Origin of the sequence: Kineosporia corallincola (assembly GCF_018499875.1) — a bacterium.
In the GTDB taxonomy this organism is placed as follows: Bacteria; Actinomycetota; Actinomycetes; order Actinomycetales; family Kineosporiaceae; genus Kineosporia; species Kineosporia corallincola.
Map to the genome: position 1 here is coordinate 138,093 of NZ_JAHBAY010000018.1, position 15,807 is coordinate 153,899.

Sequence of the window (15,807 nt, forward strand, 5' to 3'; positions counted from 1 at the left end):
AGCCGCATCCGCCCGCGCTCGGCCGGCGGGCGGCTCGCGATCACGGTGCGCACCAGGTCCTGGGTGGCGGCCTGGGCGCCGTCCGCCAGCACCTGGCCGGGACGGCCGGAACCGAGCTTGCGGCGCCGGTTCTCACCGGGCTGGTGGCCGTCGGCCCCGGCCCCGAGCACCAGCAGGACGAACCGCGACGGCTCGGCCACCGGCGCGGGCACGGCCGACACGTCGGTACCGGCCGGGGCGAGCGCCAGCCAGCCGTCGCCGCGGCGCCCGTCCCAGATGCCGCCGGGCAGTTCGATCTTACGGACGACGTGGCTGCCCAGCATCCGGCCGGGCGCCACCACCTCGGCGATTTCCGGCTCCAGCGGCCGGAATCCGGCGCCGAGATGGTCGACCAGCCAGGCCCGGCCACCGTCGGCCGACTCCAGGCGGCGGGTCCGGGTCCAGCCGGCGTCCGGGCCGGTCGTCTCGCTGGGGTCCAGCGGCAGGCTCCTCCAGGTGTCCGGGTCGATCGGCCCGGGCGAGTGCACGATGTCCAGATCGTGTTCGGCGACCAGGTCGCGCACCACGGCGTCGGGCAGGTACTCGGCGAAGATCCGCCACGTCCGCACCCCCTTCGCGGCGCCTTCGGCCAGGACGCCGGAGACGGCCCGGCTGATGCTGGTGTACGAGGCGTCGGAGAGCGCTCCCTCGCTCACCACCAGCGCGGTGCGGCCGGGTTCGGCCGGAATCCGGCCCAGGTCGTACGGCTGCTCGTCGTGCCAGGTCAGGGTGACGCCGCGGTCGTGCCTGCGGGTGATCCAATCCCGGCCGGGGTTTTCGTCGTCCGTGCTTGAGGTTTCGGATGCCGGGGCGCTGAAACCGATCGGCGCCCCGGGCACCGGCAGGTGCAGGCTCACGAACATCGCCGGGTTGCTCACGTCGACCGCACCCGGGTGCCCGAAGGTGACCCGCACCGGCTCGTACCCGGCCGCGGCCATCTCCGCGGAGAACTCGACCCGCACCGGCACCGCCTCCCAGCGCGGTGCCCCGGGAGCGGCGAGCAGGGTGTCGAACCGGGTCCACTGGAGCCCGCTGTCCCGGACCGCGACCGGGTCGGTGGCGACGACCAGCGGGTGATCGGTGGGAAGCCCACCCACCCAGGTGATCTGGGCGTCGTCCACCATCGGCAGCAACCGCGCCGCCCAGCCCGCCAGCTCCAGCCGGCCGCGGACGGCGCGCACGATCGCGTCGTGCGCGGCCGGCAGGTCGTAGGTCTCCAGCCAGCTGAGCCGGCCCGGGGTCACCCGTTCACGGTCGCCCTCCAGCACCAGCCCGTAGATGGTGCGCAGGTCGCGCAGGGTCGGCAGGCTGAGGCCGTCCGGGCCCATCAGGGTCTGCGGCCCGTCGATCGCGCCGGGCTGGAAATAGGCCGGTTCGTCGACGGTTCCGGTGCCCGGACGCATGCGCCGCCAGCCGTAGCGCAGCGGGTCGCGCTCCTGCGCATGGGCCGGGTAGTGGTCGAGCAGCCCGATCCGGTGCGAGGCCTCGTGGCTGAGCACCTCGGCCGAGGAATCGACGAAGACCCGGTGGGAGTGGGGCCGGCCCTCGCCCAGGGCCACGGCCATCGTCTGGACCTGCTCCGGAACCTGCGCGCCGACGGTGACGTCGGGGAGCACCCGCACGTAGACGGTGCGCCCGCCCGCGGTGAAACCGGCGTTGTCGTTCCAGCTGTCGTGCAGGCCCTGGGTCATCCGCCGCGACACCTCGTCGAGCTGGGCGGTGGTCACGCCGTCCTCCGGCACCAGGTGGATGCGGGCGCGCACCTGGACCAGCCGGACGTCCCCGTCCTCCAGGTCGACCACCCGGGCCTCGAAGCGGAAGCCGAGCGGGTGCCAGGTCATCGAGCGGTCCAGCTGGAGCGGGCGCAGCAGGTCGGCCAGCACATCGGTCGGCGAGCTCGGCCCGAGCAGGTTCAGGCCGTTCCTCACGTAGCCGATCAGGTCGGCGTCGAGCCGGCTGCGCCGGAATGCCGGTTCCGGCGAATCCTCGCGGGAAGCAAGGACGTTCGCCACCGCGGCGAGGGTGTGCCGGGCGTTGTCGTCGAGCGCCCGGGTGCCGTCCAGGTACTCGCCGAGCACGACCGGGTCCGGCCCGGCGGTGGGGCGGGCCGCCAGGTCGGCCAGCAGGCTGGTCAGCGGGGTGCTGTCACCGGCCCGGAGCATCCGCACCATCTCGTGGCGCAGCCACTGCCGCAGCACGTCGGAGTGCACCGACTGCATGGCCTGGCCGGCCACCAGACCGTTCCGGTTCATCGCCCGCTCGATCACCCGGACCATGGTGATCCGCTCCACCAGACTGAGGTCGCCGGTGGCGTTCAGTGCCGTGGTCACCTCGGCCGCCGGCAGCAGCTCGACGGCGTACTGGTCGATGACCGCGGTCATCGTGCCGCTGACCGGCACCACGAAGCCGGCCGTCGGATCGTCCAGCGCCTGCGTGTACTCCGGCCGCCAGCTGTCGCCGACCGGGAGCATCGCCTCGCGACGCGAGGAGTCGCTGCCGGGAAGGGTTTCCGGTGCCTTCAGCGGGCGCCGGTCGTCGTGCAGCAGCACCTGGTCCTGGCCGGGCAGCAGGTCGGGCCACCGGTTCAGCCGGGCCTCGGCGATCGCCTGGTCGTGCACCTGGACGGCCGAGACGGTGGCACGGGTCAGGTGTGCGGGCAGCCGCTGGGCCAGGGCGCCCACCGCGTGCACGTCCGACAGCACCAGGCCGGAACCGGTGCGCAGGACGTGCGTCGTGGCGGCGAAGCTCTCGACCGGCTCACCGGCCGAAGTGCGCACCGCGCCGTTCTCGCGCACCCGGTGGGTCTGGGTCGAGGGCCGGTCCGGCGACTCGACCGCGGCCTCCCAGTCCGGCGAGGGGTACAGCATCTGGCCGATCCGCTCGACCTCGACACCCTCCGGCGTGGTGTACGCCCGTAGCCAGCCGCGGTACACGTCGGTGTCGGTGACCGGCCGCACCTCGGCCCGGAAACCGTTGCCCGGCAGCGCAACCACCGCGTCGGCGGCGAACACCAGGTCGGTGCCGAAGTCTTGGACCAGGGCGGTCGCGAAGGCCGGAGGGACGTGGCCCAGCAGCAGTCGCACCCGGCTCACCTCGGCCGGGGTGAGCCGTTCGAGCACCGCGCGCACCAGTTCCTGCACCCCGGCGTCGGCACCGTGGCCGTCGACCATGAGCACCAGGCGTGTGGGGTCGGCCGCCGGCACCGGCACGGCCGAGACGTCGCCGCCCTGGCGGGTCGCGGTCAGCCAGCCGTGGTCACGACGCAGTTCCCACACCCCGCCGGGTAGCGGGAACGTGTGGACGGCGTAGCTGTCGAGCATCGCCTCCGGTGCCGTCATCTCCTCGGAATCCACCGGCACGGGACGGAATTCGGTGCCCAGACGGTCGACCAGCCAGGCCCGGCCCCCGTCCCGGGCGGCGGTGCGGCGGGTCCGGGTCCAGCCGGCCGGGGCGCTGCCGTCGGCCTCGATCGGCCCGGAGGTGTGCACAACGTCGAGGTCGAACTCGGACACCAGGTCACGCACCGTCTCGTCGCGCAGGTTCGGCGCATGGATCCGCCAGACCCGGACGCCGTCCTCGGCACCGTCGGCGATCCGGATGCCGATCTCGTCGCGCACCTCGGCGTCGGCCGCGTCGGCCAGGGCGCCGTTGCTGATCACCAGGGCGGTGCGGGCGGGCTCGGCCGGGATCCGCGACGTGTCGTACGGGGTCGTGCCCCGGCGGGTCACCGCCATCACGTGCTCCGGAGAGTCCTCGGCGAGAACCCAGTCGGCGTCGTCCATCTCGGAGTCGGAGTCGGAGTCACTGTCGGACCCGATGCCGGAGTCGCTGTCGGACTCGTTCTGATCGGCGTGGAAACCCCCGCCGCGCAGGGTCATCCCGTCCAGGCCCGCGGCCAGGGCGGTGGTCTCCAGGTCGGCCCGGGCGCGGTCCAGCGACCAGTTCAGCGTGCTGTCGTCGACCCATTCCAGGCCGAGCGTCGCACCACTGGGCAGGATCAGCAGGAACTCGTCGCCGGCCGGCTCGATCAGGGCGAATCCGTACGAACCCCGCAGGTCGCGCAGCCGCTGGTCGCCGAGGTACTGCCCGACGACCAGGGTGCGGTAGCCGTGTTCCGGGCGGGAGTCCAGGTCGCGGGTCAGGTCGTCGATCAGGCCGGAGGAGTACGACGGGCTCCGGCGGGACCGGTCCGGGGTGAGATCGAGGACCGACCAGCCGCTGTCGGCGGCCAGGGCGTTCAGCCAGCCGCGGCCGGTCAGGTCCGAGGCCGGCAGCGTGCGCAGACCGCTCTCGTTCCAGGTGGTCCGGGTCGCGGCGCCCAGCGCGGCGGCGGCCAGGCCGCCGTTGTCGTCGCTGAGCTGCCGGGCCGCCTGGGCCACGTCGAAGGCCCGCTGCCCGATCTCGCGCACCTGGCGCACCACCCGGTCGGTGCCGTCCAGGGTGTCCTGGTGGGTGTTCATCGGGCCTTGCGGGGTGCCGACCTGGTGCGGCGAGTACCGCCCCTCGAAGGCGAGGAGGTCCGGGCCGCCGGTCCAGGCCGGTTCCACCGGCACCACGGTCGTGCCGCCGTACACGTCGTGCTGGTCGATCGCCTCCAGCTCGTTCTGCGCGAAGGCGGTGCTCAGCAGGGTCCTCGGGCTGTAGAGCCGGTCGTTGCCCTGGAGCTGCTCGTCGAGCCACCCGTCGTTCGCGCTCTGCCGCGCCACGGCGAAGTCGCCGATCCGCCCGGCCAGGTGGTCGGCCTGCTCCAGCAGCCAGGTCTGCGCCACCCCGGGCAGGGCCTGCACGTGCTTCAGCAGCGAGTGCCGGCTCATCGCGACCACGGAGTTCTTCAGCTGGATCGGGCTGCCGGAGTTGTTCATCCGCCAGGCCTGGCTGATGCCGACGGCCTGGGCGTACGCCACGGTCAGCACCCCCTCCAGGTGCAGCGACTCGGCGAAGCCACGCAGGAACGAGATCTCCGCGCCGGGCAGCGACCGCCCGGCGACGCCGGTGAGGAAGCCCGGCATCTCGGTCTCGGCGAACTCGCCCGCCTCGGCCAGGATCCGCTTCGGCATCCCGGCGGACAGCAGCGAGCCGATCGCGTCGGACAGGCCGTGCAGCAGGGTGGTGATGCCCGCCCCGGGCACCCCCTCGGTGACCTGGATGAAGAACCCGGCCGGGTGCACCTGTTCGGCACGCCACAGCGGGTGCTGGGCGAATTCCTCGGCCACGACCGCGTCTTCGGCCAGCAGGGCGGCCTCGACCCGCAGGGCGGCCCGGTACCGCGCGGTCGACTCCGCGCGCTGGGTGCGCACCCAGTCGCGCAGCATGTCCTCCCGGCCGTACCTGACCGGGTGCAGGGCCGACTCGACGAACGAGTCGCGCAGCCCGGCGTACTCCAGCCAGGACAGCACACCCTTGGCGTTCTCGTGCAGGTGGCCGACGTCCGTGGCGACGCCGATCTCCTGGGTCACCCCGGCCCCGGGCCCGTAGACGGCCTCGACGATGAACGCGGAGTACCCGCTCCCGCGCCGCACACCGCCGAACCGCTCGGCCATCCGGGCGGACATGTAGTGCCGGCCGTCCTCGCCCACCACGAACTGCGCCGTGTCGGTCTTCAGCAGCACGCCGAGCGTGGGGATCCCGGCGAAGGTGGCGTTGCCGTCCTCCGGGTAGTGGGCCGGGTCGTGACGCTCGCCGACGACGATGTACGACTCGATCGCGCCGCCGGTGAGCCCACCGACGATGCTCTCGTCCCGGCGGGCGTTGGCGTACTCGACGAGATCGACCGTCAGCCGGCTCATCTCACCGGTCAGGGCCTGGTCGAGCTCGGGTGCCGAGCCCATCCGCTCCAGGGCCACGGCGGCCACCAGCGGCACGAACGCCTCCCGCAGCACGTTCCCGCGCCCGGTGAACATCCCGTCCAGACCACCGAACTCGTGGGCGGCCCGCTGCACCAGCCGGGTGGCCACGTCGACCACCGGGCCGGTTCGCAGAGTCAGGCCACCGGTCCGCCCGGCGTCCCGCAGGTCAACCGCCGTGGTGGCGAGATCCCAGAGCCGGAAGAGGGTTTCGTCGTCACCCGGATTCCCGAGCTCCAGCCGGGCAGCCAGGGCCAGCAGGTCTTCCCGCGACGCCCGGCCGGTCTCCTCCTGGTCCTGGGCGAGCCGGTCCAGCACCTCCTGCACCTCGCGCAGCCGGTCGACCGGGTCACCGGCCCGGTAGCGGCTGTACGGGAACAGGACCCGGGGATCCTGCTGACCGGCCGCCTGCTGCCAGGTGTCGCGGCTCAGGCCGATCAGGCTCTCGGCCTGGTCGCCCAGCACCGCGACGCGCACCATCAGGCCGCCCACGAAGCGCTCTTCGAGAGTGCCGACGCCGACCCCGGAATCCCGGTTGGGCCGGGTGAACTCGACGTCGACCCCGGTGCCGCCGGACTGCCCGAGGTAGACCGGCGGGTTCGCGACCAGCGCGGTGAGCAGGAAGTCGCGCAGGACGAACGACGGACGGCCGGGGAAGGCCATCCGGATGTCGGGCAGCTGCCCACTCTGCCCCCCGACGAAGGCATCCAGGGTCGGGTTGTGCTCCCGCACATGCTGTTCCCAGAGGTCGATCACCCGTTCGTGGTGACGTTCCAGGAAACGCGTGGACGACGGCGCGAGGTCGTCGAGCATCCGCCGCCAGACCGCCAGCGAGGTCCGCGACGCCGCCAGGGTGAGGTTGCGGGGCAGGCGCTGCCCGTCGGCCGTGGCCAGGGCGATCGCGGACGACTGGGTGTAGGTCAGCGCCAGGTAGCCACGCAGGGCCTCGACCCTCAGGTCGGCGTCGGCCCGGCGGTCCAGCTCGGCCGGGGTCAGCACCGGAGCGTCCCAGCCGCGTAGCACGGCCGAGGTGACCCGGACGGCGAAGTCCAGGCCCTGCTGGTTCAGCCGGGCCGCCTTGCCCGAGGAACCGACCCCCCGGCGCACCAGGTTCATCCGGGAACGCAACGAGATCAGCAGTTTCCACAGACCGGTCAGCGGCACGTCCACCGAGTGGTGCACCGCGACGGCCAGCGGGTCGGTCAGCCCGACGCCCTGGTCGGTGCGCGGCCGGTAGCGCACCGAGGCCGCCTCCGCACTCGGGAACCGGAAACCGGTCTCCGGCGGCAGCAGTTCGCGCAGCGCCGTCGGCCCGGTGGCCGCCGCCATCCGGCCCACCACGTCCTGCGTCACCGCGAGCGCGCGCTCCAGCGAGCGCTGCCCGGGCAGCGGGTCCAGGGGGATGCGGCGGGCGACGATCTCGACGATCGGCCGCCGGCTCGGGCCGAACTGCCAGTAGTCCACCACCAGCTGCACCGCGTCGTTCTCGGCCAGCAGGTACTTGTGCGGGGCGATCACCCCGCGCGGGAACACCAGGTCGCCGCCGTGGGTCTCGGCCTCGAACCCGTAGTACACGCCCCGCCGGATGTCCGGGGTGGCCATGGATTCCCAGAGCAGGGAGAGGGTTTCGTCGTCACCGGCGCCGGCGATCCCGAGCTTCCCGGCCAGCGCCAGCAGTGCGGTCCGGTCGGCCGGGGTGGGGAACGGGGCGGGCTGCGCCAGCCGGTCCAGCACGTCCAGGTCGCGCGCCGCCTGCTCGGGCACCTTCCCGGAGGCGTCGCTCAGTTCGTCGTCGACGTCGAAGAGGTACCAGATGCGCTGGCGCATCAGGTCCTGCTCGTCGACGTCGCCCACCTTCGGCCCGAGTTCGACGGTGAAGTCGTGGCCCTGCTCGAGCGCGAAGGCCCGGAGGTGATCGACCACGCCCTGGGCCTCGGCCAGGGTGACGGCGCGCTGCCAGCCGGCGTTCATCGCCCCCCAGGCGACGACCACCCGGGAGACGTCGCTCCAGCCCAGCTCGCCGTGGAACTGTGCCTCGAAGTACGAGCCGATCTGCGCGACGCCGTCGACCTCCAGCTCGTGCCGGATCGCCGGGTCGTAGCGGAAGTTCGTGGCCTCACCGAGCAGGTAGCGCACGGTGCGCTCCTCGCCCTCGGCGATCAGGCCGAACAGGTGCCGGTGGTCGGTGTATCCGCTCAGCGAGCCACTGCTGCCCCGGGGGGTCAGCGTGGTGCGGGTGCGCACCGACTCCTTCAGGTGCAGCACGGTCGAGCCGTAACCGAAGGTGCCCGCGCTCTGCCGCGGCGAGATCAGCGCACCGAAGGCAGGGTGCTGCTCCGGGTGCACCGCGGTGAAGTCACGGCCCACGGAGCGCAGGTCGGGGCCGTAACCCATGCCCAGCTCCTTGGTGCCACGGATCTTCGTGCTCGGGTTGCCCACGACCGCGCCGGTCTCCCAGAAGGTCAGGAAACGCTCTGTCTGCGTGAGCTTCTCGATCAGCGTGCGGCCGTCGGAGTTCTTCGTGCGGCGCCCGGCGGGCAGGTTGCGGATCAGCGGGCGCTCGGTGAGCAGCTGGTGGGCCCGGTCGAGGATCTCCTCCGTCCGGTCGGCCGGGTAACCGGTGCCGAAGGCCTGGTTCAGATGCCGGATCCGGGCCTTCGCGGCCTCGCGCATCTCGTCCTGCCGGGCCGCCCCCCGCAGTTCCGCGGACAGCAGCGCCCAGCCCTGGGCCGGGGACAGACCCGCCCAGCCGGGCCGGGTCGCGATCAGATCGCGCACCGCGGCCGCCTCGCCGGGGCTGGGGTTCGCCCACTCCAGCGGCACGTCGGCGCGGCGCTGCGGGGCGTCCATGATCAGCGACCGGCCGGAGCCGTCGACCAGGGCCGGGGCCACCGGAACGGCACCGGCCACCTGCCAGTGACCGTCCTCGCCCAGGCTCACCGGGGCGGCGAAACCACCCTCGGGGTCGGCGATCGCGGCGTCCAGGTCGATCGGCAGCGGCGCCGCCAGGCCGGTGACCGACCCGTCCGAGCTGTCGGAGAAGTCGTCGCCGTCGTCGTACTCGGCATCGGTGCGCTGCGTCAGCAGGATCGCGCGGGTGGCCAGCGGCTGTTCCAGGTGCGGGGCCCGCACCGAGATCCTGGCCGTGGCCGCGAACTGGTGCTCACCGGTGAGCGGCTCGATCACCACCCGGGCCAGCAGCCCACCGCCGCCGTTCACCGGCGACAGCGGGAGCAGCTGGTCGAAAGCACCGGAGCGCAACGAGTAACGGATCGCCGCCGGGGTGGTCAGCTGCACCAGCAGGTGGTCCTCGGGCAGACCGGCCACCGTCTGCGGGCCGCCGGCCGGCGCCGGCATCAGGTGCCCACCGCCGATCCCGGTGACCAGCTCGCGCAGGGTGGCGAGGATGTTCTCCTGCGACCGGGTGAGGTCGTAGGACGTCGTCCAGTGCTGCTCGCCGGGCAGGGCCCGGGCGCGGTCGCCCTCCAGCGCCTGCATCGCCAGGCGGCGCACGTCGCGCGGGGTCGGCACGAACGACCGCGAGTTCATCAGGGTCGGGCCGAGGTCGAGCGTGGAGGTGCCGTGCAGCCGCGCCTGGCTGCCGTCCGCCGGGTGCACCATCACGCCGGGCCGGCGCAGCACGGCCTGGAGGCTGCCGATGCCCTTGAGCTCGAGGTAACGGTCGAGTTCGCCGATCGTGTGCGAACCCTCGTGGGCGAGCAGCCGGTCCAGGTCCGCGTCGACGTGGTCGACGAAGATCTGCCGGGCGTGCTGGGCCCCCTGGCCCGGGCTGAGCCGGATCGCCCAGTCCACGTCCGCGCCGATCTGCGGCCCGGACGTGACCACCGGGGCCACCCGGACGTAGACCGTGCGCCCGGCCACCTCGGCGGCCGGGGCCTGGTCCCAGGCCAGGCGCATCGCGTCGGCCATCCGGCCGGCCACCTCGGCGGCCTTCTCCGCGCTGACCCCGGCCTCCGGAACCAGGTGCAGGTGCGGCCGGACCTGGATCAGGATGACCTTCTCGCCGTCCAGCTCGACGATCTTGGCGGTGTACTGGTACGTCTCCCGCACGGCGGCGAAAGGCCGCTCGTTGAAGGCGATCCGGGCCAGCACGCCGGGCAGCACGTCGGGCCGGACGGTGGGCACCGGGCGGCCCAGCGCGGCCGTCCGCTGCCGGTGCTGCTGGAAGCCGAGGTCGGCCTCCAGCTGCATCTGCCCGAGCAGTTCGGCCACCCGGGCCCGCTGCTGCCCGACCGGCGTCTGCCGCATCGCCGCCTCGTGACCGGGGGCGTAGGCGTCCGGCTCGAGCAGCCGCAGCATCGCCCGCAGGGTCGGCACCAGCTCGACCGGGATCGTCCCGGTCGAGGCCAGGACCGCCCGGATCGGCTCCGGGTTCGGGGCGAGCGGGTGATGCCCGGCCGAGCCGGTCAGGACGGTGCCCAGCGGGTCGGGGTCACCGGCCTCGGAGCGCAGGTTCAGCTCCAGTCGCAGCCACTCCAGGTAGGCCTTGACCCGCACCCGGCCGCGGCCCCAGGTCAGGGCGCCACGGTCGTAGGCCGACCAGCGCACGGCCCGGAACACGGTGGTGAGGGCCGCGTCCTTCATCTGCCCGGCCGCGTCGTCCGGATCGGCCGCCAGCAGCGCCTCCAGCTGGGCGCGGGAGATCTGCGCCCCGGCGTCCGGGTCGCGCACCTCGACCAGCGGGCCGCTGACCCGGCGCAGGGTGCCCGGTTCCGTATCGGTGAAATAGGCGTCCCAGGCCGGGTTCCAGGGCCGCTGCACCCCGAACTCGGTGGTCTCGCTGCCGTGCCGGGAGACGATGTCGTTGTCGCCGACCAGGTCCGGCCGGATCAGGCCGGGCCGCCGGTCGTCGTGCAGCAGCACGTGCCGGTGCCCGGGCAGGATCTGCCGCCAGTCCCGCAGCCCGGCCAGGGCCAGCAGGGCGTCGCCGAGCGGGAAGGCCGACAGCGTCGGCCGGTCACTCACCACCGGCAGGTAGTGCGCGCGCGGCGGCGCGATCGGGCGGTCGCCCAGCACCAGACCGGCCGGGACGCGGACCTTGTGCAGCCGGCCGGTGCGGCTGACCTCGCCCGGGACGTCGATCAGGTACTCGTCGGTCTGGCCGGGCCGGTCCAGGGACTCCGCCCAGGCCGGAACCTCGTGCGGCCCGGCAAGCCCGACCTCGCCACCGGCGACCGGCTGCCAGCCGGAGTCCAGGTCGTCGACCAGCCAGGCCGGCGAGCCGTCGGCCATCGGGACCGGGCGCACCCGGATCCACGGGATCGGGCTCTCCCCGACGACCGCACCGGTGGCCGGGTCGGGGCGGCCCGGGGTGAAGACGACGTCCAGGCCGGTCTCAGCCGCCAGCCCCCGCACCCAGACCTCGGGCAGCCCCGGCGTGTAGAGCCGGACCGCGGTGACGCCGTCACCGGCCAGCCGGTGCAGGCGCTCGGCCAGCACGGCCCGGGTGCCGGCCTCGCCGCCGGGGGCGATCAGCACCAGCGCGACGCGGCCCGGTTCCGGCCGGACCAGCCCGGGAACCCGGTCCGCGCCCTGCGGGCCGAGCACGATCTGACCCGGCTGCCGCCACTCGGTCAGCATCCGGCCGGCCAGGGTGACGGTCTGCGGGGCACTCCCGGGAACGGACGGCGGGGCGCTCGGGGCCAGGTGGTACGCCGGCGGCCGCAGCCGGGCTATCTCCTCCTCCACCACCGCCCGCAGGTTCCACAGCGTGTTCTGGGCGTGCGCCCCCTGGTACAGCTCGTCCAGCCGGTCCCAGGTCAGGCCGACAGCCATGACCTCGTCCAGCACCGCCGGGCCGACCAGCGCGGGCAGCGCCTGCTGGACGGGCGCCAGGGCGAGCGGGGCCTCGTCCTGCGTGTACGGCGGCGGGGTGGCCTCCTCGTAGGACTGGACCCGCTCCCGGTCGCCGCGCTCCAGGTGGGCGATCGGGTTGTCGGTGCGCCGCCACTCGCGCGCCGGTTCCCCGTCGCTCAACTCGTCAAGGGTGTACGGGTCGACCTCTGCGGTACGGATCCGCACCGCGAACCGCGAGACGCCGTCGTCGTCGACGATCTGTCCGATGGCGACCCCACCGGAGACGAATCGGCCCCGCAGCGGCAACGTCGGCAGCTGGATCCGGAAGGTGCCGCCGAGCAACGCGATCCGGTGCAGCGAATCCTCGTTCGTCCCCTCCAGGAGCTGCTCCTGGAACTGGCGGGACTCGTCGGCGGTGATCAGTGTGCGACCGGCCGGGCTGACCGTCTCGACCCCGGAGACGACGCCGCCGCTGAAGAATCTCCGCCAGCGACCGCCGTCCACCGGCAGAAGGTTCTCGAAACCGTTGTGCAGCAGGCCGTCCCGTAGCCCCTGCCGAACCAGGTCGATCAGCCGTTCCCGCGGCGCCCAGGCCGGGTCGACCTCGATCGGCTGGCGCCGCGGCCGCCACTCCAGGTCCTCCCCGGCGGGCGGCGGGAAGGTCTCGACGGTCACCGGGTCCACCCGGTTCACGAAGGTCACGGCGCGGCCGTCGGGGGCCTCGTCGATCTCCAGCTCCACCCGCTGCCAGGTGCCGGAGGTGGCCAGCGGGTAGCGGGCGTCCTGATGCCGGGATGTGACCTCGCCGGAGGTGAAGACGACGTTCATGTCCCAGGTCAGCGCCAGGGTCCGGGCCAGCTCCGGGCTCACCCGGCCGGCCAGCAGCCACAGTTCCGGCTGCTCGCCGAACCGGCTCCGGGCCCGGCCGAGCACGTCGCCCAGCCGGGCCTCGAGGTCGGCGTCGGCAGCGGCGATCCGCCCGTCCGCGCCGACCCATTCCAGGAACGCCGTCTCCGGCGCCCCCGGCGACGAGGTGATGGTGTCCAGGACCGCGGCCTGCGGCGCCAGGCGCAGGCCGAACCGGTGCCCGGAAAGCCAGGTCTCGGCGGCCTGACCGGTCCAGTCCTGCGGGCGCGGGGCCCGGGCCTGCACGGCCACGTCGGTCTGCGCCTGACGTGCCCACGAAGCCGGGTCGTCGATCAGGGTCTGCTCGAAGACGTCCTGGCGGAACTCGTTGGCCTCGCGACGCACGGTCAGCTGGTAACGGTTGCCCGGGCCGGTCGTGGCCAGGCGCCGCAGCGTCAGCTCCAGCGTCAGGGAGGCGCGGCCGCCCTCGCGCAGCCGCGTGGTCAGCACCGCGGACCCGCCCGGCCGGGTGGCCAGCTGGATCAGCGCGGGCAGGTCGGTCCAGGCGTAGAGCTCGCGCTGGAACCGTCGACGCTCGGCCTCGCTCACGCCGTCGAAGCGGCCGGTGACCGAGGTCGTCCCGGTCCGGGTGAACTCGTCCCAGGCGTCCTCGGCCTCGCCACTCCAGTAGTCCGGCAGCAGCGGGCGCAGGCCGGCGGCCTCCACCCCGGTCCGGGCCATGGTGAGCAGGCGCAGCTGGTCGTCCGCCCCAGCCGGGATCGGGCCCGTGCGGGAGCTCCACCAGCGCGGGTCGGAGTTCACACCGAAGCTCGAGATGGCGTCCAGCGCGCCCTCTTCCACCGGGTAGGTGGTGGCCAGCGTCTCGCCCTGCCGGGTGATCAGCACCGCCCCGGGCACCACCTGGGCGACGACCCGGCTGAACCGGGTGCCCTCCGGGGTCTCCAGACGGTGGCGCAGACCGTCGCGCCGCACCGCGACCTCGCCGGTGGAGTAGAGCAGGTCGAGGCCGAACTCCTCGGCCAGTGACGCCGCGATCCGGTGGGTGACGCCTGGGAAGCCCAGCACCGTCCGGGTCGCTGCCGCACCCGAGCGCTCCGGCAGCACCGCCCGCAGATGCGCCGCCAGGTAGGCGCGGTAGCCGCGGAGGGAGGGGTTCGGCAGCTGGGCCCGGCCGGCCCCCCAGACCAGCACGTTCCGGTCCACCGCCCCGCCGTCGGCAGGGCCGAAGACGTGGTGCGCCGGGAGGGTGGGCGGGTCGACGAGGTAGGGCATGACCAGCCACAGGCCCTCGGCCAGGTGGTGGGCCACCCCGCCGCCGCGCACGTTGGTGACGGTGCCGGCCCACGGCGACAGCGCCGAGTGCGGGTCGACGCCCCGGGCCGCCGCAGGCACGTCGGCCTGACGCCCGGAGACGATCGAGCGCACCAGGGCGCGCACGTCGCGCGGGGTCGGCATGAACCGCTCGCCGGGCTCCACCCGGCCCTGGGCCCCGGCCATCAGCGTCGGGCCGACGTCCAGGCCGTCGGCCGGACGGTAGCCGGCCTCGCCCGGGCTCACCCGCAGGGCACCCTCACGCAGCAGGTAGCGGGTGCCGGCCGGGGTGGCGTACCGGTCCTGACCGCCCAGCGAGTGGAAGAACTCGTGGGCGAAGACGTACGGGTCGAAGTCACCGGCGAAGATCAGGTGACTGTTCGCCTGACCGGTCCCCGGGCTGACGCTCTGCACCCAGGCGCCGGGGGCGGGCGTCTGCGGGCCGACGGTGATCTCCGGGACCACCCGGACCAGCACGCGCTGCCCGTCGACCACGGTGACCGGCACCGCGTCCCAGACCTCACGGACCGCGGCCTCGCCGAGCCCGGCGATCCGGGTCAGCTCCCGCTCGTCGACCCCGTCCAGGCCGAGAAGGTGCACGGGACGCCGGATCTGGAACATCCGGTGACCGCCGGCCTCGACCTCGTGCACGGTGAAGGCGTACGGGTGGTGCTCGCTCTCCCGCAGGGCCACGTCGACCGTGACCCGGCGCAGCACGTCGTCCAGGTCGACGCCGCTCAGGCTCTCGCGCAGCTGGGCGTCGGGGAGCTGGTGCAGCCGGGCCACCGGGATCGGCGCGCCCTCCCGCCGGGCGACCACGTCGAGAACCCGCACCAGGGTGGCGCGCTGGTCCGGGTCGAGGGCCCCGGCACCGGACACGACCGCCCGGAACGCGGCCTGGTGCAGGGTGAACGTGGCGGTCGAGACCTGGCCCACCACCTCGCCCAGCGAGCGCTCACCGAGCTCGGCGAGCACCACCGAGCGCAAGCCGGTGGCGGTGCGGGCGACCAGATCGGCGGGCGGCAGCACGCCGCGGTTCAGCATCAGCCAGGAGCCCACCCGGGCCAGGCCCCAGTGCAGCGCCTTCCCGATCGGGCCGGTGCCGGTCAGCGCGGTGTGCAGGTCGGAGACCGGGGGCAGGGTGCCGCCCCAGTAGTCGGCCGGGTGCACCGCCTCACCGGACACCGGGTAGACCCGGCCCTGCCGGTCGTCGTCGAGCAGGGCCAGCAGGTCGGCCGGGAGCGTGCCCGGAAGCAGCCCGGCCCGGGAGCCGAAGTCGTTGCCCGGCAACGAGGTCCGGCCCGTGCCCCGGCGGTCGTCGTGCAGCAGGACCGAGGGGTGGGCCCCGGTCAGCTCACGCCAGCGGTCCAGCATCGCACCGGCCGTGTCCGCCGAGTCAATGTGGGACGACGAGACGACCGGCCGCAGCGCGTCCACCGGCAGAGCGTGCGTCCAGGCGCCGATCAGCCGCCGGTCGGCCAGCGCGACACCCGCCGCGATGCCCTCCACCTGGACGGTCTCGACCTGCTCGACGGTGCGTCCGGCCAGGGCCTGGCCGTCGCGCACCGGCACCCGGCCGCCACCGGGCAGCACCCGGCTCAGCTCGGCCGGGCGGTCCGCCCGGTTCACGGCGGACTCCCAGCGCGGGGCCGGGAAGACCGCCGAGTTCAGCGCCGCCGGGGCGGCCTGCCCCGGCGCCTGGCGCAGCCAGCCGCGCAGGAACCCGCCGTCGACCGGGGCCACCACGAAATGCGTTCCGTTGAAAGATTTCTCGATCCGGATCGGCTCGGCGGCGAACACCACGTCGGTGCCGCGGCCGGCCAGCTCGGCGGCCAGCTCGGCCGGGACGCCGCCGACCAGCAGCCGGACGGCGTCGTGGCCCCGGCTCGCGGCGCGGATCGCGTCCTGCACCACCGGGTCGGCGCCGTCG

The 15,807-nt window shown here is 74.1% G+C and carries 1 protein-coding gene (cut by both window edges); it reads right to left on the bottom strand.

Every position in this 15,807-nt window falls within one protein-coding gene, locus KIH74_RS32055, for a pentapeptide repeat-containing protein, read on the bottom strand. The gene is 52,170 nt long; 14,086 of those nucleotides lie to the left of the window and 22,277 to its right, leaving coding positions 22,278-38,084 in view, spanning codon 7,426 (partial) through codon 12,695 (partial); reading right to left, the first codon wholly in view occupies positions 15,804-15,806. The start codon and the stop codon both lie outside this window.